Genomic DNA, 23326 nt, shown 5'->3' with positions numbered 1-23326 from the left:
ACCCTCTGTCGCCTTCGGCGGCATCTCCCCCTCGAGGAGGGAGATTGATCTCGCTATGCCATCTGCAGCCGCTGCCGGCTCGGCTGCGGCGGGAAGGCGATCGCGATGCCGGCGGCGCCCAGGCCGACCAGCGCCGAGCCGATGAACAGCCAGGAATAGCTGGCATAGGCGTCGTAGATCATGCCGCCGGCGAGCGGGCCGAACGACATGCCGAGGCTGGAGAGCATGGTGGCGGCGCCGAACACCGTGCCGATGATGCGCGGCCCGAAATATTCGCGTGCCAGCACCGCATAGAGCGGCATGACGCCGCCGTAGGTGGCGCCGAAGATGACGGCCAGCACGTAGAACTGCTCGAGCCGGCCGACCGCGAGATAGGCGGCGATCACGGCGGCCTGGATGGCAAGGCCGGTGATCAGCACCGGCTTGACCCCCAGCCGGTCGCCGAGCACGCCGTAGAGCAGGCGTCCGCCAAGGCCGGCAAGGCCCTCGACGCTATAGATCGAGACGGCAGCCATCGGCGCAACGCCGCAGGCCATCGCATAGCTGACCATGTGGAAGATCGGCCCCGAATGCGCCGCGCAGCAGGCGAAGAAGGTCATGCCCAGCACCAGGAACTGCGGCGAGCGCAGCGCCTGGCCGACGCTCATGCCGGGGTCGTCGGCGGCACGCGCCGGCATGCCGCTGTCGGCCGCCGCGCCAGCCACCTGCGTCTGGCGTACCAGGAAGACGGCGGGCAGCAGGAGCACCCAGGCCATGACGCCGATGTCGAACATGGCGGTTCGCCAGTCATAGGCCGAGATCAGCCAGCGGGCGAAGGGCGAGATGGTCATCGGCGCCACTCCCATGCCGGCCGAAACCAGCGACACGGCAAGGCTGCGGTTGGTGTCGAACCAGGCGGTGGTGAGCGCGATCATAGGCGCGAAGAACGCGCTGGCCGCCAGCCCGACGATCACGCCGTAGCTGAGCTGGAAGATCAGCAGCGAGTTGGCTCGGCTCGCCACCACCAGCGCCAGCCCGAGCAGCACCGCGCCGGCAAGCACGACGGGGCGGGCACCGACGCGGTCATAGATCGCGCCCCAGGCGAAGCCGCCGACGCCCATCACCAGAAAATTCAGCGTCATGGCGCTGGAGATTCCGGCGCGCGACCAGCCGGTGTCGATCGACATCGGCTCGAGAAAGATCGCCAGCGAGAACATCGCGCCGAGCGCCACACAGGTCATCAGCGCGCCGGCCGCGACGATGACCCAACGATAGGAAGGATTCATGATTTTCTCCCGTGCCCTAAGGCATCCTGTTTGATGCGGCACGGTTTTTCCAGGTCCATCGCGCCGCTTGCGTCCGAAGGACGCCGCTGCGGACACCGATCCTACAATCTGGTTGCATTTTTTATCCGGATTTTTGGGGGATGTTGGCCGATCGCCTTATGCTGGCGTTCCTTCACACCCCCTCTGTCCGCGGGACTGTCCGACAGGACAGAGGGGGGTGCCTCGCGCCGACCCTCTTTAACTGTCAGCAGTCTTCCGCACCCACATTGACCATGTACCAGGCCGTTCTAGATTGAGCCGCAGCAGTCGGGAGGAGGCAACACGCCATGCAACTCTATCGCGGCCGGCTCATCGACCACCTTCATCTGGTGGTGCGCGACGTCAAGGCGAGCCGGCGTTTCTACGGCGCGGTGCTCGAGGTGCTGGGCGTCCCGATCGGCGGCGAGGCCGAGGATTATTTCTGGGCGGACGAACTGTTCGTTTCCAGCGCCGATAGCCGTGCGGCCCAGGGCGTGCTGACCGGCCGTCACCATCTCGCCTTCCAGGCCAAGGACCGCGCCATGGTCGACGCCTTCTACCAGGCGGGCCTTGCCGCCGGCGGCAAGGACAACGGCGCGCCGGGCGAGCGCCCCTACCACCCCGGCTACTATGCCGCCTTCCTGCTCGACCCCGACGGCAGCAACATCGAGGCGGTGTTTCATGGCGAGGCGAAGCGCAGCGGGGCGGCCGTGGAGATCAGTTTTTAGCGCGGCGGCGGGCGCCGTTATGCATGCGGACGCTATTCCTTTACCGCGCCCGTCATCGATGAGACGTAGTGCTCGACGAAGAACGAATAAAGCACCACCACCGGAAGCGAGCCGATCAGCGCGCCCGCCATCAGCGCTCCCCATTCATAAACGTCCGAGCGGACGAGCTCGGTGAGCACGCCGACCGGAACCGTCTTCTTCTCCGACGACTGGATGAAGGTCAGCGCGTAGATGAATTCGTTCCAGGAGAGCGTGAAGGCGAAGATGCCGGCAGAGATCAGGCCCGGCACCGACAGCGGCAGCACGATCTTGGTCAGGATCTGCCAGCGGGTGGCGCCGTCGATAAGCGCGCATTCCTCCAATTCGAAGGGGATCGAACGGAAGTAGCCCATCAACAGCCAGGTGCAGAACGGGATCAGGAAGGTCGGGTAGGTGAGGATCAGCGCGAAGGGCGTGTCGTAGAGACCGAGGTTGAACACCATCACCGACAGCGGGATGAACAGGATCGAGGGCGGCACCAGATAGGCGAGGAAGACGGCAAGGCCGACCTGCCGGGCGCCGGAAAACCGCAGCCGCTCGATCGCGTAGGCGGCGAGCACCGCAGCCGCCAGCGACAGGAAGGTGGCCGCCGTCGATATGATCACCGTGTTGAGCAGCCAGCCGGGATAGGAGGTCTCCAGGAGCAAATAGCGTATGTGCTCCAGCGTCGGATGCACGACCCAGAACGGATTGTAGTTCACATAATCGGTCATCTCGACATTGGGCTTAACCGCCGTGATCGTCATCCAATAGAATGGAAACAGCAGCACGATGAGAAACACCAGCAGCGGCAGATAAACCGTGACCACCCGGCGCGGCAGGCTCTGCAGGTAGCCCATGCCGCCTTCGTCGGTGTCCAGGCGCTCGACTTCTCTGATCGCGGCCATATCAGTCTCCGCCGCCTTGCTGCCACCTGCGGCGTTGCAGGCCGAAATAGCTGAACAGGATCGCCGCCAGCAGGAAGGGGATCATGGCGACCGCGATTGCCGCGCCTTCGCCGAGCTGGCCGCCGGCAATGCCGCGCTGGAAGGACAATGTCGCCATCAGGTGGGTGGCGTTCACCGGCCCGCCGCGGGTCAGCACATAGATCAGCTGGAAATCGGTGAAGGTGAAGAGCACCGAGAAAGTCATGGTGATGGCGATGATCGGCGTCAAAAGCGGCAGCGTCACATGGCGAAACAACTGCCAGCGGCTGGCGCCGTCGAGCGTGGCGGCTTCGTAGAGCGACTGCGGGATGGTCTGCAGGCCGGCAAGCAGCGTGATGGCGACGAACGGGATGCCGCGCCAGACGTTGGCCGCGATGACGGAAGCGCGCGCGTTGGTCGGATCGCCAAGGAAGTTGATGCGGTGGTCGATCAGCCCCATCTGCTGCAGCGCCCAGGACAGGATCGAGAACTGCGAATCGTAGATCCACCAGAAGGCGATGGCCGACAGCACCGTCGGCACCACCCAGGGCAGCAGCACCACCGCGCGGAAGAACGACTTGAAGGGCAGCTTCTCGTTGAGGATGAGAGCCAGCCAGAGGCCGAGCACGAATTTCAGGATCGAAGCGCTGACCGTGTAGAGCACGGTGTTGAAGACCGACAGCCAGAACACGCTGTCGCTCCAGAGATATTCATAGTTCTCGACACCGATATAGATGCCGGGCCGGCCGATGCGTGTGTCGGTGAAGCCAAGCCAGACGCCGAGTCCCAGCGGATAGGTGAGAAAGACCAGGAGCAGCGCCGCCGCCGGCAGCATGAAGCCGAGACCAAGAGTGTTCCGGCTCTCGGCAAGTCGCGAAAGCATCGACGGACGCCGCTGAACGGCAACGGATGACACGGCCATGGGCGCGGATTCCTCGCAACATGCGGTGGAGTGGTGGTGGCCGCGTGGTCCTTCCGTGCCCCGGAAGATCCCGACGCGGCCACCCTTGCTTCAGGTGCCCGGCAGGATCAGACGCGATAATAGCGGTTGGCGCGCTTTTCGGCCTCTTCCATCGCCTCTTGCGGTGTCGCCTGTCCCGTCACCGCCTTGGCGAACATGTCGACCAGCACATAATCGGCCATGGTCGCGGCCGAGGCATAGCCGAGCGGCCCGGCATAGCCGTTGGGTCGCAGCGTCGCCGAGGCTTTCGCGTAAGCGGCATTGTTCGGGTCGGCCTTCCACACCGGATTGTTGTCGAAGGCCTTCAGCGTCTGGCAGCAATAGCCGGCCGACGACGTGATCCAGTCCGACATCTGCGGGTCCTCGAACATGAACTGCAGATAGGCTTTGGCCGCATTGGGGTAGGGCGTGTAGTTGAAGATGACGGCCGTGGTCACCTGGAACAGCTCGACCGATTTCCCGACCGGACCGATCGGCAGATTGGTGGTGCGGATGTCCTTGGCTATCTCGGCCAACTTCGGGTCGTTGTCCTTGTTGACCTTGGCGGTGTTGTAGGCCGAGATGCCGTTGGCGATCACGCTTATTTCGCCGGCCAGGAAGGCGCGGTTGTTGTTGACGTCGAGCCAGCTTTCCGTGCCGGGGATGAAGGTCTTGTAGAGCTCCTGCGCATACTGGATCGCCTTCAGCGTCTCGGGGCTGTTGATCGTCACCTTGCCGGCTTCGTCGACCATCTGGCCGCCATGGCTCCATAGCAGCCAATGCGCATAGTTGTTGCCGTCGCCGACGCCGTGGCCATGGGTGAACCCGGCGGGATGGCCCTTTGCCTTCAGCGCCTTGCACAGGTCGAGGAAACCCGCCGTGTCCTTCGGGAATTCCGAGAAGCCGGCCTCCTTCACCCAGCTTTCGCGATAGACGATGGCGTTGCCGATGGTGGCGAGCGGCAGGCCGAGGAACTTGCCCTCGCGCGTCGCATACTGCTTCGGGCCGTCGTGCCAGCCGCCATACTTCTTGCCGAGATGGTCGCCGAGTTCGGTCACGTCGAGCAGCTTGTCGGGATATTGGTGCGGGTCATCGAACCAGACGAACATCAGGTCGGGACCGGAGCCGACATTGGCGGCGACGGCCGCCTTGGGCCGGATGTCTTCCCAGCTCTCCTTGTCGACGCGCACCTCCACGCCGGTCGCCTCGGTGAACCGCTTCGTATTCTTCAGCCATTGGTCCTCGTCGCCCTGCACGAAAGGCGACCAGCGCAGCAGCCGGAGCTTGGCGCCTTCCTCCGGCTTGTAGGTCAGGCCCTCCTGGGCGAAGGCGCTCGAGCCGACGAAGCGGCTGCCCAAGGCCCCGGCGGCCGCGCCGGCGGTCGTGCGGATCACGTCGCGTCTGGTGAACTTCATGCTCGTCTCCTCCTGTGGGTTTCCTCGTTGCGTGGTCTATGGCGCCGCTTCGATCCGCTGGCCCGTTTCGCCGTGAAACAGATGAATGGGGCCGGGTTCCACCGACAGCCGGATGGTTTCTCCCGGCGCGAAGGAATGGCGTTCGCGGAAATTGGCGACGATATCCTCTCCGCCGGCCGTCCGTCCGATGATCTGCACTTCCGAGCCGGTCGGCTCGATCACCACCACGGTGACCGGAATGCCGTCCTCGGCCAGCCGCAGATGCTCGGGCCGAACGCCGAGCACGACGGCTTCGCCGTTGCCGATCGCGGGTGGTTTCGACAGAGGCACGGAGACGCCACCCGCGCCCCGGAACGACGACGGCGCGCCGTCATTGGCGAATGTGCCCTTGAGCAGGTTCATGGCCGGCGAGCCGATGAAGCTCGCGACGAAGAGGTTGTTCGGCCGGTCGTAGAGCTCGAGCGGCGGCCCGATTTGCTCGACGAGGCCGTCATGCATGACGACGATCTTGTCGGCCATGGTCATGGCCTCGATCTGATCGTGCGTGACATAGATCGTCGTCGTCTTCAGCCGCTGGTGCAGTTCCTTGATCTCGGCGCGCATCTGGACCCTCAGCTTGGCGTCAAGATTGCTGAGCGGCTCGTCGAACAAAAACACCTGCGGATTGCGCACGATCGCCCGGCCCATGGCGACGCGCTGCCGCTGGCCGCCCGAAAGCTGGCGCGGATAACGCGCCAGAAGCGGCACCAGCCCGAGGATCTCGGCCGCCCGCTTCACCCCGGCATCGCTCTCCGCCTTGGCCACTCCCTTCAGCATGAGCGAGAACGCCATGTTCTCGGCAACGGTCATGTGCGGATAGAGCGCGTAGTTCTGGAAGACCATGGCCACGTCGCGCTCCTTCGGCGCAACATCGTTGACGACACGGCTGCCGATCGAAATATGGCCGCGGGAGATTTTTTCCAGCCCGGCAATCATCCGCAGAAGCGTCGATTTTCCGCATCCCGACGGCCCGACCAGCGTGACGAACTCGCCGTCCTCTATGTCGACGCTGACGCCGTGCAGGATCTGGGTGGCTCCGAACGACTTGTAGACATCGCCAATCGCGACAGACGCCATCGAACTCCTCCCGATGGTCCCTGCGGGTTTCGCGGGGAGCCGTTTCCAATCAAGGTGTGGCTGAAACGGATGCCGGCAAGCATCCACCACTGGCGTCGGCGACGTTTGCCCCAGCTCCCCCCGGGTCACGCGACTGTGAAACGGTAGCGCTACCAAACCCGCCTGTAAAGCTGCGGCGCATGCCCTTAGACTTTCGTCTCAAAGGACAAATGAGCCAAGCCTGCCGTGAGCTAAGTCAATCCAGGGCCGTGCCGCGTGGCCGCCGATCAGTCGGTGAAGAGCGCTGAATGCGCATTAGCAAGTACTAAGGTGTAGATTTCAACCTAGCCGAGAAAGAGCCGACAGTGCCCGTTTCCGCGCAGACGGGATTGGCAGCTGTCCCATTCGAGATGCGGTAATGCTGATAGCGGTGCTTCCGGTGTGGCCCTGCTGCCACCGCGGGAAGGGCGCGGCCGCTCCTTGGCCGTGTTCACCCGCCGATCAGAAACGCCGCAATCAGCTTCTGCAAGTTCCCGCCCGGACCGAACTCGACCTTGTCGAAGTCGCCGCTGGCCCGGCGCTGCGCCTTGGAAAGCTGGTTGAGATAATTCGTCAGCTCCGCCCTGATCTTGGTGCAGCCGGGGTCGTCGGCAACGGTGAGGCCGGTGCTGAAGGCGACGATCTTGTCCACCATGTCGACGATGCCGGCGCCGTGGACCTTCTCGTGTGCGGCGAGGCCGGCGGCAAACGCGTCCCACCGCGCCTGCACGGCGGGGGCAAGTTTTGCGGCGGGCTTCGGCAACGTGTAGGTGATGATCAGCTTCGGGCGAGCGGTCTTCAGCACGCAGGCGTCGCCTTCAGTCTGATAATCGCGCTGCCAGGTCAGCTTGAAGTTGGTCTGCGCGATTGCCCGCCGCCCGTTGCCGGCCGAGTCCCTGCCGATCACAGGACCTTTCTCGCCGATCGAGACATAGAGCGCCTCCACGCTTTGTCCTGAGATCGCATAGGTCTCGACCTTCTCGCTCGGCTTCCATTGGGCGAGGGCGGGTGAGGAGAGGAGCAGGGCGGAAAGCAGCAAGACGGATTTCATGAGGACTCGGCAGAATTCCGGGACGAGCCTCCGTGCATAGCGGTTGTCGGGGCAAGAGCAAAGACCGCGCGGCGCTTTCTCCCACAAGGCGGAGACAACGCCGTCGGAACCCGCTCCACCCGTCCGCCGTTTCCTTGTCATCGTTCCGCCCCAGGGAGACAAGGATGACCCGCAACGAGATCATTTCCGTTCTTGGCCCTGTCGACGAGGCCGTCATCGCCGACGTCGCGCTCACCGGCGCCAGCCTCGAGGAATTGCGCGAGGCCTTCGCCTGGATCGGCGCCGACGAGGCGCTGATGAACGAGGGTCGCGCGATGCCGGGCGCCAGGGTAGCGCGGCTGATCGAGATTCTCGAACCGCCCGAGGACGAGGCCGAAGCGCCGAGCGGGACGGAGTAGAGCGCGAATCCTGATCTCCCCCCTTGAGGCCTGAGGGGTCGTCTCACGCAGATCGCCGACGTTGTATTCCTCCGCGCAACGCGCCGGCACTTCACGCGCAGCGATCGCTCCATCGCCGTCGGCGACATTTCCCGATAAGGAGCGAGATAAGACTCCGGCGCCTCGCTCGGCCATTCATCCGATTTCGCTCGGTGCACCCTGTCCCGCAAGTCCAGGTGATCCCCCTACTTGCTCCTCCGACACCTCGGGCATAGCTTCTTCCCGCCTTGGGGGAGGAGGCTGCCTTGGATACCAATGTCGTCATTGTCGGCGCGGGACCGGCGGGGCTGGCTGTCGGGGCCTGCCTGAAGCGGGCCGGAGTCGATTTCATCATCCTCGAAAAGGCGAGCGAGCTGGCGCCGGCCTGGCGGCGGCATTACCGGCGGCTGCACCTACACACGGTGAAGTCCTTCTCGTCACTGCCTTTCCTGCCGTTCCCGAAAAGCCACCCACGCTACGTTCCGCGTGAAAAGGTGGTCGCCTATCTCGACGCCTATGCCGCGCGTTTCAGCCTAGAGCCGCGCTTCGGCGTCACGGTGAAATCGATCCACCGGGCGGGCGAAAAAGTCATCGTCGAGACCGATGCCGGTCCTTTCAACGCCCGCAAGATCGTCATCGCCACCGGCAATAACGCAGAGCCGATAACGCCGGCCTTTGCCGGCATCGAAACCTTCAAGGGAGAGGTGCTGCACAGCGCCGCCTACACCGAGGCCACGCCCTATACGGCCAGGAACGTGCTGGTCGTCGGCATGGGCAACACCGGCGCCGAGATCGCGCTCGACCTTGCCGAGAGCGGCGCGCATCCGACGATCTCGGTGCGCAGGGGCGTCCACATCGTGCCGCGCCAGCTTTTCGGCGTGCCGATCCAGATGGTCGGCATCGCCAGCCGGCCGATGCCGCGGGCGCTGAACGACTGGATGTTCCCGAAAATCCTCGACCTTGCGCTGGGCAGGCTGGAGCGATACGGCATCGTCAGGCCGAAGGAAGGAATCCTCAAGCAGATCGACGCCGGCCGCATTCCGGTCATCGATGTCGGAACTGTAGCAGCGATCAAGGCGGGCAGGATCGGCATTCTCCCCGATATCGTCAGCTTCACCGAGGACGGCGCAACATTCGCCGGCGGGCAGGAGCAAAACTTCGACGCCGTAATCTTCGCCACGGGCTACCGTCCTGGCTATGACGGCATCCTGCCGGCGGAGCTGCGGCCGGGGAAGAGTGGAGTGAATCCACGCGCGACGGCGCTGGGTGTCTACCTCGTCGGCTTATACAATCCGGTCACCGGCCTGCTGCGCGAGATCGGCATCGAGGCGCAGGCGGTGGCGAGGGATATCGCGGGGTGAGGCGTGGCGGAACTGCCGATCTCCCCCCTTGAGGGGGAGATGGTCGGAAGACCAGAGGGGGTCGCAGCGCCTTACGCGGTCCGCCACGAACACGACGCTGACGATTTAGGAGACGACCCCCTCTGTCGCCTTCGGCGACATCTCCCCCTCAAGGGAGGAAATCAAGGCGCATAAATCGGGTGGCGCCCGCGCGCGCCCCATGCGAAGCCAGCCTGGCCAAGGAGGGACGCACCCATGCTCACGCTCTACGATTATCTGCCCTCGCAAAATGCCTGGAAGGTTCGTGTCCTGCTTGGCCTGCTCGGCATCGCTTATGAAACCCGGATCGTCTCGATCTTCGAGGGCGAGAGCCGTACGGAGGCCTTCCTGAAGCTCAATCCGGCCGGCGCCGTTCCCGTGCTCGCCGTGGAGAATGGGGCGGCGATCGCCGAATCCAACGCCATCCTCGCTTGCGTCGCGGAGGGGACGCCCTACCTGCCGGCGGACCGGCTCGCGCGCGCCAAGGCCATGCAGTGGCTGTTCTTCGAGCAGTACTATGTCGAGCCGGTCATCGGCTCGCTGCGCTTCTGGTCTCTGACCGGGCGGCTGGAGCGCAATCAGGCGATGGTGGCCGGCAAGCGTGAGGCGGGCGCCCGCGCGCTTGGCGCTCTCGAGCGCGGCCTGCAGGACACGCCGTTCCTCGTCGGCGGCTCGCTCACCATCGCCGACATCGCCGTCTATGCCTACGGCCATCGCGCCGAGGATTGCGGCTTTTCGCTTGCCGACTATCCGGCGGTCAGCGCCTGGATCGATCGGGTGAGCGGGACGATCGGCTCAGGCTATCCCGTGCATCCCTACAGCATCGACCCGCATTCGGGCGGTTGATGGGCACGAAACGGGGTGCCGCTTGTCAGGCGCTGCCCCGGAATGATGTAGGGTGTTTCAAAAGTATTCATTAGCCATTTGAACTTACCGTCTCGTATTGTTTGTTTGCTATTGCCTGGTCGAAATTGGCGGAGCGCAATAGCGTGCAGGAACACGACGCGAAGTCATCGGAACAATGGCGGAAGATTGCCCGCTATGCGGTGAGCTGCCCCAGCCCGCACAACACGCAGCCTTTCCGGCTCCGTATCCTAAACGATCGCGAGGCGGAGATCGTGTTCCTGCCGCGGCGTGGACTTTATGTGGCCGACCCGGAGGGCCGCTTCACTTGGCTCACCGCTGGCATCTTTGCCGAGATATGTTCAATCGCAGCGCATGGCCTGGGATTCGAGCTCGACTGCGCAACCGACTTCTCTCCGATATACAAGGGTGGCGACACCCAGACGCCCCAGGTCATATCGAGGCTGACGCTGCGCCCGGCGATCGCGCCGATTGCGGATTTCGATCCCCGGCTGATCCTCGACCGCCACACCTCCCGGCTTCCCTATGACGGTCGCGCGATCCCGCAGACGCTGCTTGGCGAGATGCAGGCCGAAGCCCTTCGAACCGGCCATCGCTTCGAGGCGCGCAACGACGCCGAGGCGATCGACTGGGTGATCGAGCTCAATCGCCAGGCGCTTTTCCACGACATGGAGAACGTGCCCATCCGCAAGGAGCTGGTGCGGTGGCTGCGTTTCGGCACGCGCGAGGAAGACATCACCGGCGACGGCCTTTCGGCGCGCTGCCTCGGCTTCTCGGCGTTTCTGCTCAAAAGCTTCTTCACCAGGCCTGGCTTCTGGACCCTGCCCGGCATCAAGAGCCTCGTGGGTCTCATCTACGGCCGCAGCATGAAGGGCGTCGGCACCATCGGCTGGCTGCGCGGTCCTTACGTCACCATGGAGGACTGGTTTCGTGCCGGCACGACCATGTTCCGGCTGTGGCTCATCGTTACTCGCCATGGCTATTACTGGCAGCCTTATGGCTCGGTCATCACCTCAGACGAGGCGCGCACCAACATGATCGGCTATTTCAGGATGCCGGACGAAAAAGGAGGCGCCGACATGGTCTGGCTGCTGCTCCGGCTGGGCAAGAGCCAGCCGCCGCCGCTGAGCTACCGGCTCCCCTACGAGGACATCATCCTATGCGGCTGATCAAGCGGGCGGTACGGCCCTTCTTCCTTGCGCTTGTCGCGCTGGTCAACGTCGTCGAGCGGGCATTCGCGTCTTCGCGGCATGCTTACAAGATATTGCTCATTCCTGGCTTCGAGCGGCTGCGCTGGGGCATCGGCGCGTGGCGCGCCTGGGCGAATTTCTATCATGCCTACAGGCGGGTTCCGGCCTATCGAGACTATATCGACCGGCTCGGCGGCAAGCCCGAGATCATGCTCGATCATGTGACGAAGCCCGACCTCAGTTCGATTCCGGAGATGGACAAGGAATCCTACGTCAAGAAATATCCGCAGGAGGAACGTCTGCTGGATGGCAAGCTGCCGTCGATGGGCGTGATGGTCGACGAGTCCTCCGGCAGCAGTGGCATGCCGACCAGCTGGGTGCGCGGCAAGACCGAGCGAATGATCACCAAGCAGATGATGCAGATGACGTTCCTGCGCATCACCGGCGAGGACGAGACCCTGTTCATCCTCAATGCGTTCGCGCTCGGCGCGTGGGCGACAGGCATGAATGTGGCGATCTCGCTGACCGACACGACAATCCTGAAATCGACGGGGCCGAACCTCGATAAGATCGTCAACACCATAAACGAGTTCGGGCCGCGCTTCCGCTATGTTGTGATGGGCTATCCGCCGTTCCTGAAGACGCTGGTGGACGACCCGCGTTTGGACTGGTCGAAATATACCATCGATGCGGCCTTCGGCGGCGAAGGCGTCTCGGAGAGCCTCCGTGGCTATCTCTTGAAGAAATTCCGGCGTGTGATCGGCAGCTACGGCGCCTCCGATCTTGAGGTCAACCTGGCGCTCGAAAGCGAACTCACCATCAACCTGCGCCGCGCGCTGCTCGGCGACGAGCGGCTGCGCAAGGCCATCGTGCGGACGGAATACGGCGTCACGCCGATGATCTTCCAGTACAATCCGCTGGCCTACTACCTGGAGGAGAACGCCAGGGGCGAATTGGTGGCAACCATTTCTCGGCCTTACAACATCTCGCCCAAGATCCGCTATAACATCCACGATCGCGGCCACGTGCTGCGCTTCAGCGAGTTGAAGCGCATCCTGCGCGAAGCCGGGCATAGCAACATTTTGAAGAACAGCGGCCGTATCCTCGACCTGCCGCTTTTGTTCATCTACGGCCGCTCCGATATGTCGATCGAGTATTACGGAGCCAAGGTCACGCCGGACAGCCTGCGAGAGATCCTGTTCGGCCTCGACGTGCTGGCGCCGATACTGTCGACCTTTCGCCTCATTTCCTACGAAGACGCCGCGCACAACAAGCGCATGGAGGTGGCGGTCGAACTGGTGGAGGGCGCGACGCTGCCGTTTCCCGCCGAGATGTTGCAGGAGACGGTGTTCGAGAAGCTGGCCGCCATGAACGGCGATTTTCTCAACGCCTGGAAGCGGACGGCCACTGCCGACAACATGCCCGAGCTCAGGGTGTTCGCCTTCAACACCGGACCGTTCGAAGGCGGCCAACGCCGACTCAAGAACGAGTACGTCGCCTCGAACATCAAATACGACAAGCTTTGAGAGCCTGGCAGTCGTCGCCGGGCAGCTGTCTCGGCTGCCGGGTTCGTCGAAGCCGCACAGCGGTTTCATCGGCAAAGGACAAAACGACGTTGCGAGCCGCGCGATGATTCAAGGTCCGAGCCGCACCGGCGTCAGCAGTAAAGCGGCCTCGTCAGGCAGTGCACACCGCCGGTGGCCTTGGCGATCTCGGTCCCCTTGACTCGCTCGATGGTCACGCCTGCCGCCTGCTCCAGCGTTGCCTTGAGTTCTGCCGGCATGTCGAACGCGAGGTAGCGGCGGTTGCCCAGCGGCAGGAGGTTGCAGCGTTCATGGGCGATGGCGTCGGCCTTGTCGCAGCGCACGATTGAGCAACCGAGCGCTTCGGCATAGGCGAGCGGATTGACGGGGTTGAGCCGCCGATTCTCATCGATCAGGAAGCCGGCGCCGAACATGCCCGCGGCGGCCAGGATCACCTTGTTGGGCAGCACGGTGAAGCCGGTGTCGAGATGCAGCAACGCCGGATCGTGCGAGAGGCCGATGATATAGTCGACATGGTCGGGGATGAGATCGAGCGCAAGTTTGATAGCTGCCGCCTTGGTCGTCCTGACGCCGAAGCCGACGAGCAGCACGCGGCGCCCGTCGAAGGTCACCGGAAGGACGTCGCCGCCTTCAAGATATTCGTCGTTCTCCAGATGCGTGAGCGGGGCCATGCCGAGCCGCTTCAGCGCATGGCTGACGATCCCGGCCTCGGCAGCCCGGCTGGGCAGAGCAGGGCGTGTGGGTATGAATTTCGTCGGCGCCCAAGGCAGGGTCACTGAACTGTCGCGCATGAAGATCAGATTGGGGTTGACGGATGACTCGGATCGGTACGGCACGTGATCGCCGAGCACGTCCTCGAGGTAGAGCGTCTCGACATGGTTTGCGACCAACGCGGCGAAGGCATCGTACTCGGCATAGAATTCCTCGACATGCGGCAGGTCGAGGAAGTTCAATTCGACCAGCCGCTCCTGCGATAGTGCCCTCAGCGATGAGCCATGCCGCGGATGGTGCATCAGGATGCGTCGCGGCGGGACATAGTACTCGGAAAAATCGTCGACGAGGGCGTGCACGTGAAACCTCTGGTTGCCTCGCGCGGAGGTTAGGGCCGATATCCTCACAAAAAGTTAGATTGGACGCCAGCATGCGGGCGTGTGACTCCCGAGATCACGGCTGAGCCGGAACAGAAGGCCCGGGGAGGGCGTTTGCGCAAGGCAGTGTGCTGGCTTCGTCGACGAACGGCGCCGGCAACTCCGGCCTGCTTTCCAGCAACCGACAATGGAGGCCAGGAATGGTTCGCACCGTCGCTATCGCAATCCTCGCTACCGGCATTGCCAGCCTGCCTGCTGTCGCGGCCGAGGAATGGTGGGTCGCCAGGGACGCCGTTTCGAAACAATGCGAGATCGTGCCGAAGAAGCCCGACGGAACGCTTGTCGTCGATCTGGGCAAGAAGAGATACGCCAGCGAGGCCGAGGCCAAGAAGGCGATGGCGGCGCTGGCGGATTGCAATAAGCAGTAGGATCGACCGAGTTGATCTCCCCCTCGAGGAGGGAGATTAGCTGAATGCCTACCGATCCACCATCGACATCGTCCGCTCGTTATAGCGCGGCCCCGATACCTTCTCAGGCGTCAGCGCCATGTCGAGCCCCAGCAACTCGGTGGCGTCGAGCTTGATGTCGGCGGCGGCGACATTCTCCTCCAGATAGGTCCGTCGCTTGGTGCCGGGGATCGGCACGATGTCGATGCCGAATTCCGGCCCCTTGGCCAGCAGCCAGGCGAGCGCCACCTGGCCGGGCTTGACCCCCTTGGCGACCGCAATCTCGCGGACCGTAGCGGCCGCGGCGACATTGGCGTCGAAATTTTCGCCCTGATAGCGCGGGTCGCCGCGCCGGAAATCGCCTTCGGGATAGTCTTCCGCCCGCTTGACGTCGCCGGCGAGAAAACCGCGGCCGAGCGGCGCGAACGGCACCAGGCCGATGCCCAATTCTGCAAGCGCCGGGATGATCTCGGGCTCGAGGTTGCGCTCCCACAGCGAATATTCGCTCTGCAGCGCCGAGACCGGGTGCACGGCATGGGCGCGGCGGATGTTGGAAACCCCCGCCTCCGACAGGCCGAAGAAGCGCACCTTGCCCTCCGCAACCAGCTCGCCGACTGCGCCCGCGACATCCTCCATCGGCACATCAGGGTCGACGCGGTGCTGGTAGAGCAGGTCGATGCGGTCGGTCGCGAGCCGCGTGAGCGAAGCCTCGACCACCTCGCGGATATGCTCCGGCCGGCTGTCGCGCCCGGTGCCATCCTGCTTGCCGTCGACGATGCGGAAGCCGAATTTTGTCGCGATCGTCACCTCGTCGCGCCGGCCCTTCAGCGCGCGTCCAAGCAGCTCCTCGTTGATGAAAGGCCCGTAGACCTCGGCCGTGTCGAGGAAGGTGCAGCCAAGCTCGATCGCCCGGTGGATCGTCGCGATCGACTCCGCTTCGTCGGCCGGGCCGTAGGATTGGCTCATGCCCATGCAGCCGAGGCCGATGGCCGACACGACGAGCCCCTGGCTGCCGAGTTTCTGCTTGCCGAGGCTCATTCATCTGTCTCCGGTAAGAAATTAGCGCCCGCGAAATTATAATGCCGGGACGCGATGCGTCCAGCGCGGCCTCAAGCCATCGGCAGCATTCGGCGCATGATCAGCGAGGCATGGCCGCCGACGCCATGTGCGGCCGGCCGGCGCTCGACCACCTCGAAGCCGTGCTTGCGGTAGAAGGCGATCGCCCGCTCATTGCCCTCGATCACCTCCAGGGCGATGCTTGGAATGCCGGCATGGGCCGCAAGCACCGCGTGCAAGAGGTCGACGGCGAGGCCGCTGCCGAACTCTTCCGGCTCGATATGCAGCCGGTCGAGCATGACATCGCCCCTCTCGTCCATCGCTGCCATCGCATAGCCGGCGATCGATCCGTCGGTCCGCTCGGCCACGAACGACATCTTGTTGTCGTCGGCGAGCTCTTCGGCGAGCTTGTCGGGCGCATGTTTTTCGTCGGAGAGCCGGGCCACGGTTTCCTCACCCATGATCGGCGAATAGGTCCGCCGCCAGGATCCTCCCAGCAGCCGCGAGACGGCTGGCAGATCGTTCTTCGTCATCGCCCGGATGTGAGACATGTGCTTCCCTCGTTGCACTCCAAGATAGGGCGCGGCGCTGGCGACAGCCAATCTTCCCCTTGTTGTGGCGGAGATGCCGGCAGAGCAGAGGGGGCGCTGTCCCGCCGACGCATCGTAGTTTCTTGTTGGGAGATCGATAGCAACAAAGCGGCGGCCCTTATTGGCTCAAACGCCTCGGTCCTTCCGGTGCCTCTCTGGTCTGGCCTGCCGGCCGTCTCGCCCGCTTGACGGGAGCTTGGCGCTCCGTCGCCCCGCCAAATTGACTCGCCCCCCGCTCTCATTCATCCTTAGAGACTGTTCAGCGCCAGCGTCTACAGAGTGAGCCATGGCCAGTCCCGTCGCCAGAGAAAAGTCCCGCCGCGCCGCGGTGAAGAAGGCGCTCGACCGCCACAAGGTCTACGTCACTGCGCAGAGCTTTTCCGGCGGCACCTACAGCGCCCGCGTGCTGGTCGACGGCGAGGCCTATTGGGTCGACGAATTCCGGCTGAGCCAGCTGCGGCAGGGTCTGACGCCGGCCGAGCTGGAATTGACGCCGGCGACCGACGATTGAGTGGAGTGCCTTCGTCATCCCAGGGCGGAGCAGGAGCGAAGCGACGTCGCGGAGACCCTGGGATCCATGCCGTGACCTGGACGCGTCACGACGGTCCAAGTTCTGCTCGGCTGCACTCGGCGGTAAAGGTCACGGCATGGATCCTCGGGTCAAGCGCGAGGATGACGACCGCGCGGGCTCGGGGGCGCGAAGGATCGCGGCCCTTGCCACTGTCGGCTACGCGCTTCGGCACTTAACCCATGCCAGCTCCCCAACTCAAAACCTACCGCGCCAAGCGCGAATTCTCCCGCACCCCAGAACCGGCGGGCGGCACGGCAGGCGAAAGCGGCAATCGCTTCGTCATCCACAAGCACCACGCCACCGCCGATCACTACGATCTGCGCCTCGAAGTCGGCGGCGTGCTGAAGAGCTGGGCGGTGCCGCGCGGGCCTTCGCTCAATCCGGCCGACAAGCGCCTCGCGGTCGAGACCGAGGATCATCCGATCGAATATATCGACTTCGAGGGCGTCATCCCCGAGGGCGAGTATGGCGGCGGGCCGATGATCGTCTGGGACACCGGCACCTGGGCGCCGATGGAGGATGTCGAAAAGAGCCTGCGCACCGGCGCCTTCAAGTTCCGCCTCGCCGGCCAGAAGCTCAATGGCGGCTGGATGCTGACCCGGCTGAAGCCCAAGCCCGGCGAGGACGAGAACAAGAAGAACTGGCTGCTTTTCAAGGAGCGCGATCTCGCCTCCGACTCCGAGCTCGACATTCTCGAAGCGCGGCCGGAAAGCGTCAAGTCGGGCCGGCGCATCGAGGAACTGGCGGCGCCGCCGAAGAAGCCGCAGCGCCTGCCGCCGAAACCTGGCTCGCTGAAACCCGGCGCGCTGCCCGGCGCGGTCAAGGCAGACCCGCCAAGCCGCATCGAGCCGCAGCTCGCCGCGCAGGTAAGCGAGCCGCCCGGTGGCGAGGACACCGGCACGCTCTGGCTGCACGAGATCAAATTCGACGGCTACCGCACCATGGCGCATGTCGTGGACGGGAATGTGCGGCTGATCACCCGCGGCGGCCTCGACTGGACCAAGCGCTACGGCGACCTGCCGCAGGCTTTTTCGCGGCTGCCGGCCAGCCGGGCGATCATCGACGGCGAGATCATGGTGCTGGACGACAAGGGCATCTCGCGCTTCGCGCTGCTGCAGGACGCGCTGGCCCAGGGCGCCGGCTCGAAGCTGCATTTCTACGCCTTCGATCTCCTGCATCTCGATGGCTGGGACCTGCGCAGGGCGCCGCTGCAGAAGCGTAAGGCGCTGCTTGCCGAACTGCTCGCCGGCCAGGCGGCAAACTCCGCCATCCAGTACAGCGACCACGTCGAGGGCGATGGCCGCGGGCTTTACGACCAGGCCTCGGACCTTGGGCTGGAAGGCGTCGTCTCGAAGCGCGCCGATGCCATCTACATGAGCGGCCGAACCAAGAGCTGGACCAAGGTCAAGGCGCAAAAGACGGATGATTTCGTCATCGCCGGCTACACCGTTTCCGACCGGGCGGAAGGGCTTGCGGCGCTGGGCATGGCCGAGTTCGTCGACGGCGAATTGCACTATCGCGGCAAGGTCGGCACCGGCTTCGACCGCGACATGGCGACCGACCTGCTGACCCGGCTGGAGCGGCTGACCGCCGGCGCCACGCCGCCCGAAGGCGTGCCGCGCGAGATCATGCGCGAGATGCATTGGGTGAAGCCGCTGCTGTCGGCACGCGTCCGTTATTCGAACCGCACCGCCGACAATGCGATCCGCCACGGCGTCTTCCGCGGCCTGCGCGATGTCGGCGGCCTGACCACGCCGGTTGCGGTCAAGCGCAAGCGGCTGATCGCCGAGTCCGACCTCGCCACCATCTGGGTCACCAATCCGGAGCGGCGGCTGTTCGGCAAGACCGGGCCGACCAAGCTCGACATTGCCGTCTATTACGCGCTGGTCGGCGATTTCATGCTGCCGCACATCATCGGCCGCCCGGTGTCGCTGGTGCGCTGCCCGACGGGGCGGCCGCAGGACTGCTTCTTCCAGCGCCACGCCTTCACCGGCATGCCGCCTTCGGTGGCGGTGTTCGAGAGCGTCAGTTCGGAAGGCGAGACCAAGACCTACCTCTCGGTCGAGGACGCCAAGGGCTATCTGGCACTGGCGCAGTTCGGCGTCGTCGAGTTCCACACCTGGGGCACGCACCGCACCAAGCTCGACAGGCCCGACCAGATCGTCTTCGACCTCGACCCGGGCGAGGGGATTTCCTGGCGCGAGGTGGTCGAGGCGGCCGTCCACATCAAGGGCGGGCTGGAGAGCCTCGGCCTGGTGCCGTTTGCAAAGACGTCCGGCGGCAAGGGCATCCACATCACAGTGCCGGTGACGCGCAAGCAGAACTGGAAGAAACTGCACCAGGCCTCGAGCACCATTTCCACTTTGCTCGCGGCAAGCGCGCCCGACACTTTCGTCACCGTCATGGGCAAGGAAAACCGCAAGAAGCGCATTTTCATCGACTTCCACCGCAACGCCCGCGGCCACACCTCCGCCGCTCCCTATTCGCTGCGCGCCCGCACCAACCTGCCGGCATCGACCCCGATGAGTTGGACCGATCTGGAGGCTATCGACGCGCCCGAGGATCTGAACTACGCCTCGCTGCCGGGACTGTTGGAGACCTCGGGCGATCCCTGGGCGGAGATCGACGAGGCCGCCAGGGATTTGCCGGTGGTTGAGGGAAAGTAAACCGCAGGCGTTGGCGATCCGTCACACCCCCCTCTGTCCTGCCAGCGTTCGGTTTCCATCTCCATCGACGCTTCCTACAATTTGAATTATCCTCCGCGCCAACCGGCCCAAGAACACTTCGTCAGCAATTTGCATGTACCATCAAGGGTCGGTGTAGCATTTCCGGAGCGCCAACCGTCCTTCGGACGAAGCGCCGGAGCATGATCCCGAAAAGTGGGAAACCGGTTTTCGGCAAAGATCAGGCTTCCAAAAAAGTAAAACTGTCAGTGCATGGCCGCGTAGGAGTTCATCATGGCGCCCAGGGCAAGTTGGAAAGGTTACCTCAAGCTCAGCCTCGTCAGCTGTCCGGTCCGGCTTTATCCGGCCACCAGCGCGAGCGAGCGCATCTCGTTCAACCAGCTGCACAAGAAGACCCACAACCGCATCAACATGAAGCCGGTCGACCCCGAACTCGGCCTGGTCGAACGCTCGGACCTGGTCAGGGGCTACGAATATGAGGACAAGCAGTACATCATCATCGATGATGCCGACCTCGACGCGGTCCGGATCGAGTCCAACCACACGATGAACATCGAGGCCTTCGTCGACGAGAATGAGGTCGACGTCATCTACCAGGACTCGCCCTATTACCTTGCCCCGGACGGCGCCATGGCCGAGGAGACCTTCGCGGTGCTGCGCGAAGCGATGCGCAAATCCGGCAAGCTGGCGATCGCCCGCCTGGTCCTTTCCAGCCGCGAGCGCGTGGTGACGATCGGCCCGCGCGAGAATGGCATGTTCGTCTGCACCTTGAGGAACCCCAACGAAGTGCGCGGCACGGCTGAATATTTCGGCAACATCCCGGCCGGCAAGCCGGATCCGGAAATGCTCGATCTCGCCCAGGCGCTGATCAAGCAGAAGGAAACTCATTTCGATCCGAAGAATTACGAGGATCGCTACGAAGTGGCGCTGATGGGGATGATCCGCGAGAAGCTCAAAGGCCACAAGCCGATCATCGCGGCGGCGCCCGAACGCGGCAATGTCATCAACCTGATGGATGCGCTGAAAGCGAGCCTGTCGCAGTCGGCCAAGCCGCCGGCCAAATCGAAGAGCAAGGCCGAGGAGGCGCCGGCCAAGCCCGCCAAGAAGGCGGCCGCCGGCGGCGGCGCGCCTGAGAACCCGCTGAAAGCGAACCTGTTGAAAGCCGTCGGCAAGAGCAAGAAGTGACGGGAGGGCCGGTGATCCTTCCCGGCGCCGTCTTCGGCGCCGTCGGCCCGCTGGCCGCGTTTCCGCTCAGGCTCGCCGCGCGCGAGGTCGAGCGCCGCCATGCCGAGTTGAGGCGCGGCGTCACCCGTCGCACCACCCATGTCGTGTTCGGCCGCACGCTGCTGGCCAAGGCGGCCACGGCAAGAACGGGCGATGGCGACATCGAGCGCCGCGTGCAGGCCGAGCGCGAAGCCGGGCGCGAATTGGTCAGCGAAAACGGCTTCCTGCGCTTGCTCGGCTTGTTGAAGGCGCCTCAGGCGTCGTCGCTGTCCCGGCAATCGCTGATCGACCAGTCGCGGCTTGCCGCCAGCGATCTCGACATGCTGTCGCTGTTCGACGCCTTCGAACATGACGGCGAACCCTATTCCTTCCGCGACCTGATCCTGGCCAGAAAATATGCCGGGTTGATCGCCAGCGGCGCGACATGGGGCGCGATCGCGCGCTCGGTGCATCGCTCCGGCCCGGTCGCCTCGCTCACCGCCAAGTCGCTCAAACTCGGTTCGCAGCATGGCCGGCCGGACGCGATCTATCTCGACGAGGGCCGCAGCGAACTCGACGGCCAGCTTCTCTTCGACCTCGGCTCACCGGAAGACGACACGCTCGAGGAGCTGTTCGCCGAGGCGGAAGCCGCGGAAGAGGAGGGGCGGCACGACGAGGCCGCAGCGCTCTACCAGCGCTGCATGGCGATCGATCCAAAAGATGCCATCGCCGCCTTCAACCGCGCCAACTGCCTGCGCGGCGCCGGCCGCGCAGCGGAAGCCGCGCATGATTATGCCCGCGCGATAAAGCTCGATCCCGGCTTCGTCGAAGCCTGGTTCAACCTCGCCGGCTTGGTGGGCGACGAAGGCAAGGTCGCGTCGGCGCGGCGGCACCTGCAGAAGGCGATGGCGCTCGACAAGGCCTATGCCGACCCGGTGTTTAACCTGGCCCGGCTTGAGTTCGACGCCGGCAATCTGGCCGAAGCCCGCCGGCTGTGGGCGCGCTATCTGGAGCTCGACGCGGAGTCCGAATGGGCAAGACTGGCGCAGAAGGCGATCCAGTTCGTGGATTTGCACATGGCCGGTGAGCGAGATGTTCGCGCTTGAGACGGAGTGCGGCCTTGCCAGGAAGCCCGCCCGATGACCTACTTCCTCTTCGACGGCCCCGACTCCGCCCCCGTCACCATTCTGCTCGCGCACGGCGCCGGTGCGGCGATGGACTCGGCCTCAATGGCCGTGACAGCGAAGGCTCTCGCCACCGCCGGTTTCCGCGTCGCGCGCTTCGAGTTCCACTACATGGCTGCGCGCCGTTTTGGCCATCGCAAGCCGCCGCCGCGCGCCGAGACGGTGAACCCGGAATATGTCAAGGCGATCGGCGATCTGCGCGCCAAAGGCTTGACCGGCAAGCTCATCATTGGCGGCAAGTCGATGGGCGGGCGCGTCGCCTCGATGGTCGCCGACGAGATGTTTGCCAAGGGCGAGATCGCTGGCCTGGTTTGTCTGGGCTACCCCTTCCATCCGCCGGGAAAGCCGGAGCAACTGCGGACAAAACATCTCGCCGACCTGAAGACGCCGACGCTGATCTTCCAGGGCACGCGCGACGAGTTCGGCACCAGGGACGAGGTCGCGACCTACGGCCTTTCCGCGGCAATAGAGATGATCTGGCTGGAGGACGGCGACCACGATCTCAAGCCCCGCAAGGCGGTGTCGGGGTTTCCCGTGGCGGATCACCTGAAGACGGTGGCGGAGACGATAAAAGCTCGGATGGCGCCTCTCGCTTCGTCATCCCAGGGCGAAGCAAGGAGCGAAGCGACGCGGCGCAGACCCTAGGATCCATGCCGTGACGCTAAGGCATTGCAACGGCTCAGAATTTTGCCCCCGCAGAGTTCCACGGCGATGGTCACGGCATGGATCCTCGGGTCAAGCCCGAGGATGACGAATGAAGAGGCGTCTTCGGCAAATGAAACTCGCCACCTTCAACATCAACAACATCAACAGCCGGCTGGAAAACCTCTTGGCTTGGCTCGTCAAAGCCAAGCCCGACGTCGTCTGCCTGCAGGAACTGAAATCCCGCGACACGCAGTTGCTGACCCGGCTGGCGAAGGCCGGTTATGGCGCGGTGTGGAAGGGGGAGCCGACCTGGAACGGCGTCGCCATCCTGGCTCGCGGCGCCGAGCCGGTGCTGACACGCGACGCGCTGCCCGGCGACGATGCCGACCGCCAGGCGCGCTACATCGAGGCGGCGGTCAACGGCATCGTGATTGCCTGCCTCTACGCGCCGAACGGCAACCCGCAGCCCGGGCCTAAGTTCACCTACAAGCTCGCCTGGCACCGGCGCTTCGCGGCGCATGCGAGCGAATTGTTCGACACCGGCCTGCCGGTGGTGCTTGCCGGCGACTACAACATTGTGCCCGAGCCGCGCGACATCTACGCCACCCGCTCCTATGACGACAACGCGCTGGTGCAGCCTGAAAGCCGCGCCGCCTTTGCGGCGCTGATCGATCAGGGCTGGACGGATGCGCTGCGCAAGGTCTTTCCGAAGGAGGAGAAGCTCTACACGTTCTGGGACTACCGCCGGAACCGCTGGCCGCGCGACGCCGGCTTACGGCTCGACCACATTCTGTTGTCGAAGAAGCTGGTGCGGAAGCTGAAAGGAGCGGGCATCGATCGGGAGGTGCGTGCCGAGGAAAATGCCAGCGACCATGCGCCGGTGTGGGTGGAGTTGGCGACCTGACCTTCTTCCACAACAAAGGGAGAAGATTACGTCAGCGCTGTCCCTCGCAAATAATGGCTGTGCAGCA

22 protein-coding genes are annotated in these 23326 nt (G+C 64.4%); 13 read left to right on the top strand and 9 right to left on the bottom strand.

Going from position 1 to position 23326, the window contains the following annotated elements:
• Window positions 1-53: 53 nt before the first annotated feature.
• Window positions 54-1265, bottom strand: coding sequence for an MFS transporter (locus P9217_RS01045; RefSeq protein WP_278086831.1), 1212 nt, complete (start codon window positions 1263-1265; stop codon window positions 54-56).
• A gap of 326 nt (window positions 1266-1591) precedes the next feature.
• Between P9217_RS01045 and P9217_RS01040 the strand changes: the two genes are divergently transcribed.
• Window positions 1592-2011 carry a VOC family protein gene (locus tag P9217_RS01040; RefSeq protein WP_095824539.1) on the top strand — a complete coding sequence of 140 codons (420 nt, stop codon included), beginning with the start codon at window positions 1592-1594 and terminating at the stop codon, window positions 2009-2011.
• A gap of 32 nt (window positions 2012-2043) precedes the next feature.
• Here the strand turns inward: P9217_RS01040 and P9217_RS01035 are convergent, their stop codons facing one another.
• The 5 genes from P9217_RS01035 to P9217_RS01015 form a co-directional block, all read right to left on the bottom strand.
• On the bottom strand, window positions 2044-2937 hold the full coding sequence (locus tag P9217_RS01035) for a carbohydrate ABC transporter permease (RefSeq protein WP_067001185.1): 894 nt from the start codon (window positions 2935-2937) through the stop codon (window positions 2044-2046).
• A 1-nt stretch (window position 2938) separates the two neighbouring features.
• Window positions 2939-3877, bottom strand: a complete 939-nt coding sequence (locus P9217_RS01030) for a sugar ABC transporter permease (RefSeq protein ID WP_095801403.1) — start codon at window positions 3875-3877, stop codon at window positions 2939-2941.
• A 107-nt stretch (window positions 3878-3984) separates the two neighbouring features.
• Complete coding sequence (locus P9217_RS01025; RefSeq protein WP_127214326.1) at window positions 3985-5310, bottom strand: ABC transporter substrate-binding protein; 1326 nt, start codon at window positions 5308-5310, stop codon at window positions 3985-3987.
• A gap of 36 nt (window positions 5311-5346) precedes the next feature.
• The gene (gene ugpC, locus P9217_RS01020) at window positions 5347-6426 is read right to left on the bottom strand and encodes a sn-glycerol-3-phosphate ABC transporter ATP-binding protein UgpC (protein ID WP_278086832.1); all 1080 of its coding nucleotides are present in this window, start codon (window positions 6424-6426) and stop codon (window positions 5347-5349) included.
• Between the two features lie 469 nt (window positions 6427-6895).
• Window positions 6896-7495 carry a DUF922 domain-containing protein gene (locus P9217_RS01015; protein ID WP_278086833.1) on the bottom strand — a complete coding sequence of 200 codons (600 nt, stop codon included), beginning with the start codon at window positions 7493-7495 and terminating at the stop codon, window positions 6896-6898.
• Window positions 7496-7659: 164 nt separating this feature from the next.
• Between P9217_RS01015 and P9217_RS01010 the strand changes: the two genes are divergently transcribed.
• From P9217_RS01010 to P9217_RS00990, 5 genes are all read left to right on the top strand, one after another.
• Window positions 7660-7893 (top strand): hypothetical protein, encoded by a 234-nt coding sequence (locus P9217_RS01010; protein ID WP_067001193.1) that lies wholly within the window; start codon window positions 7660-7662, stop codon window positions 7891-7893.
• Window positions 7894-8177: 284 nt separating this feature from the next.
• On the top strand, window positions 8178-9272 hold the full coding sequence (locus P9217_RS01005) for an NAD(P)/FAD-dependent oxidoreductase (RefSeq protein WP_278086834.1): 1095 nt from the start codon (window positions 8178-8180) through the stop codon (window positions 9270-9272).
• Window positions 9273-9506: 234 nt separating this feature from the next.
• Window positions 9507-10136, top strand: a complete 630-nt coding sequence (locus P9217_RS01000; RefSeq protein ID WP_278056032.1) for a glutathione S-transferase family protein — start codon at window positions 9507-9509, stop codon at window positions 10134-10136.
• Between the two features lie 143 nt (window positions 10137-10279).
• Complete coding sequence (locus P9217_RS00995) at window positions 10280-11323, top strand: hypothetical protein (protein ID WP_278056033.1); 1044 nt, start codon at window positions 10280-10282, stop codon at window positions 11321-11323.
• Window positions 11314-12870 carry a hypothetical protein gene (locus P9217_RS00990; protein WP_278056035.1) on the top strand — a complete coding sequence of 519 codons (1557 nt, stop codon included), beginning with the start codon at window positions 11314-11316 and terminating at the stop codon, window positions 12868-12870. Before P9217_RS00995 ends, P9217_RS00990 begins: the two co-directional genes overlap by 10 nt.
• Before the next feature lie 131 nt (window positions 12871-13001).
• On the opposite strand, the gene P9217_RS00985 is transcribed toward P9217_RS00990, so the two are convergent.
• Complete coding sequence (locus P9217_RS00985) at window positions 13002-13958, bottom strand: arginine deiminase family protein (RefSeq protein ID WP_278086835.1); 957 nt, start codon at window positions 13956-13958, stop codon at window positions 13002-13004.
• A gap of 218 nt (window positions 13959-14176) precedes the next feature.
• On the opposite strand from P9217_RS00985, the gene P9217_RS00980 reads away from it, so the two are divergent.
• On the top strand, window positions 14177-14404 hold the full coding sequence (locus P9217_RS00980) for a hypothetical protein (protein WP_067322490.1): 228 nt from the start codon (window positions 14177-14179) through the stop codon (window positions 14402-14404).
• Between the two features lie 48 nt (window positions 14405-14452).
• Here P9217_RS00980 and P9217_RS00975 read toward each other — a convergent pair whose 3' ends face one another.
• Window positions 14453-15460, bottom strand: a complete 1008-nt coding sequence (locus P9217_RS00975) for an aldo/keto reductase (protein ID WP_278056823.1) — start codon at window positions 15458-15460, stop codon at window positions 14453-14455.
• Between the two features lie 71 nt (window positions 15461-15531).
• On the bottom strand, window positions 15532-16029 hold the full coding sequence (locus tag P9217_RS00970) for an N-acetyltransferase (protein ID WP_066998508.1): 498 nt from the start codon (window positions 16027-16029) through the stop codon (window positions 15532-15534).
• Window positions 16030-16354: 325 nt separating this feature from the next.
• On the opposite strand from P9217_RS00970, the gene P9217_RS00965 reads away from it, so the two are divergent.
• The 6 genes from P9217_RS00965 (at window position 16355) to P9217_RS00940 (ending at window position 23259) form a co-directional block, all read left to right on the top strand.
• Window positions 16355-16579 (top strand): hypothetical protein, encoded by a 225-nt coding sequence (locus P9217_RS00965; protein ID WP_067322499.1) that lies wholly within the window; start codon window positions 16355-16357, stop codon window positions 16577-16579.
• 239 nt (window positions 16580-16818) lie between these two features.
• On the top strand, window positions 16819-19305 hold the full coding sequence (gene ligD, locus P9217_RS00960; RefSeq protein ID WP_095801395.1) for a DNA ligase D: 2487 nt from the start codon (window positions 16819-16821) through the stop codon (window positions 19303-19305).
• A 291-nt stretch (window positions 19306-19596) separates the two neighbouring features.
• A complete protein-coding gene (locus tag P9217_RS00955; protein WP_095778244.1) occupies window positions 19597-20508 on the top strand; it encodes a Ku protein in 912 nt (303 codons plus the stop codon).
• A gap of 11 nt (window positions 20509-20519) precedes the next feature.
• The gene (locus P9217_RS00950; protein WP_278086836.1) at window positions 20520-21632 is read left to right on the top strand and encodes a tetratricopeptide repeat protein; all 1113 of its coding nucleotides are present in this window, start codon (window positions 20520-20522) and stop codon (window positions 21630-21632) included.
• Window positions 21633-21665: 33 nt separating this feature from the next.
• Window positions 21666-22355, top strand: a complete 690-nt coding sequence (locus tag P9217_RS00945) for an alpha/beta family hydrolase (protein WP_278086837.1) — start codon at window positions 21666-21668, stop codon at window positions 22353-22355.
• Between the two features lie 130 nt (window positions 22356-22485).
• A complete protein-coding gene (locus P9217_RS00940; protein WP_278086971.1) occupies window positions 22486-23259 on the top strand; it encodes an exodeoxyribonuclease III in 774 nt (257 codons plus the stop codon).
• Window positions 23260-23326: the final 67 nt, after the last annotated feature.

The organism is Mesorhizobium sp. WSM4989 (assembly GCF_029625795.1).
Classification (GTDB): Bacteria; Pseudomonadota; Alphaproteobacteria; order Rhizobiales; family Rhizobiaceae; genus Mesorhizobium.
Note: the sequence above shows the minus strand (reverse complement) of the source record. Positions and strands in the feature narration are given on the sequence as shown.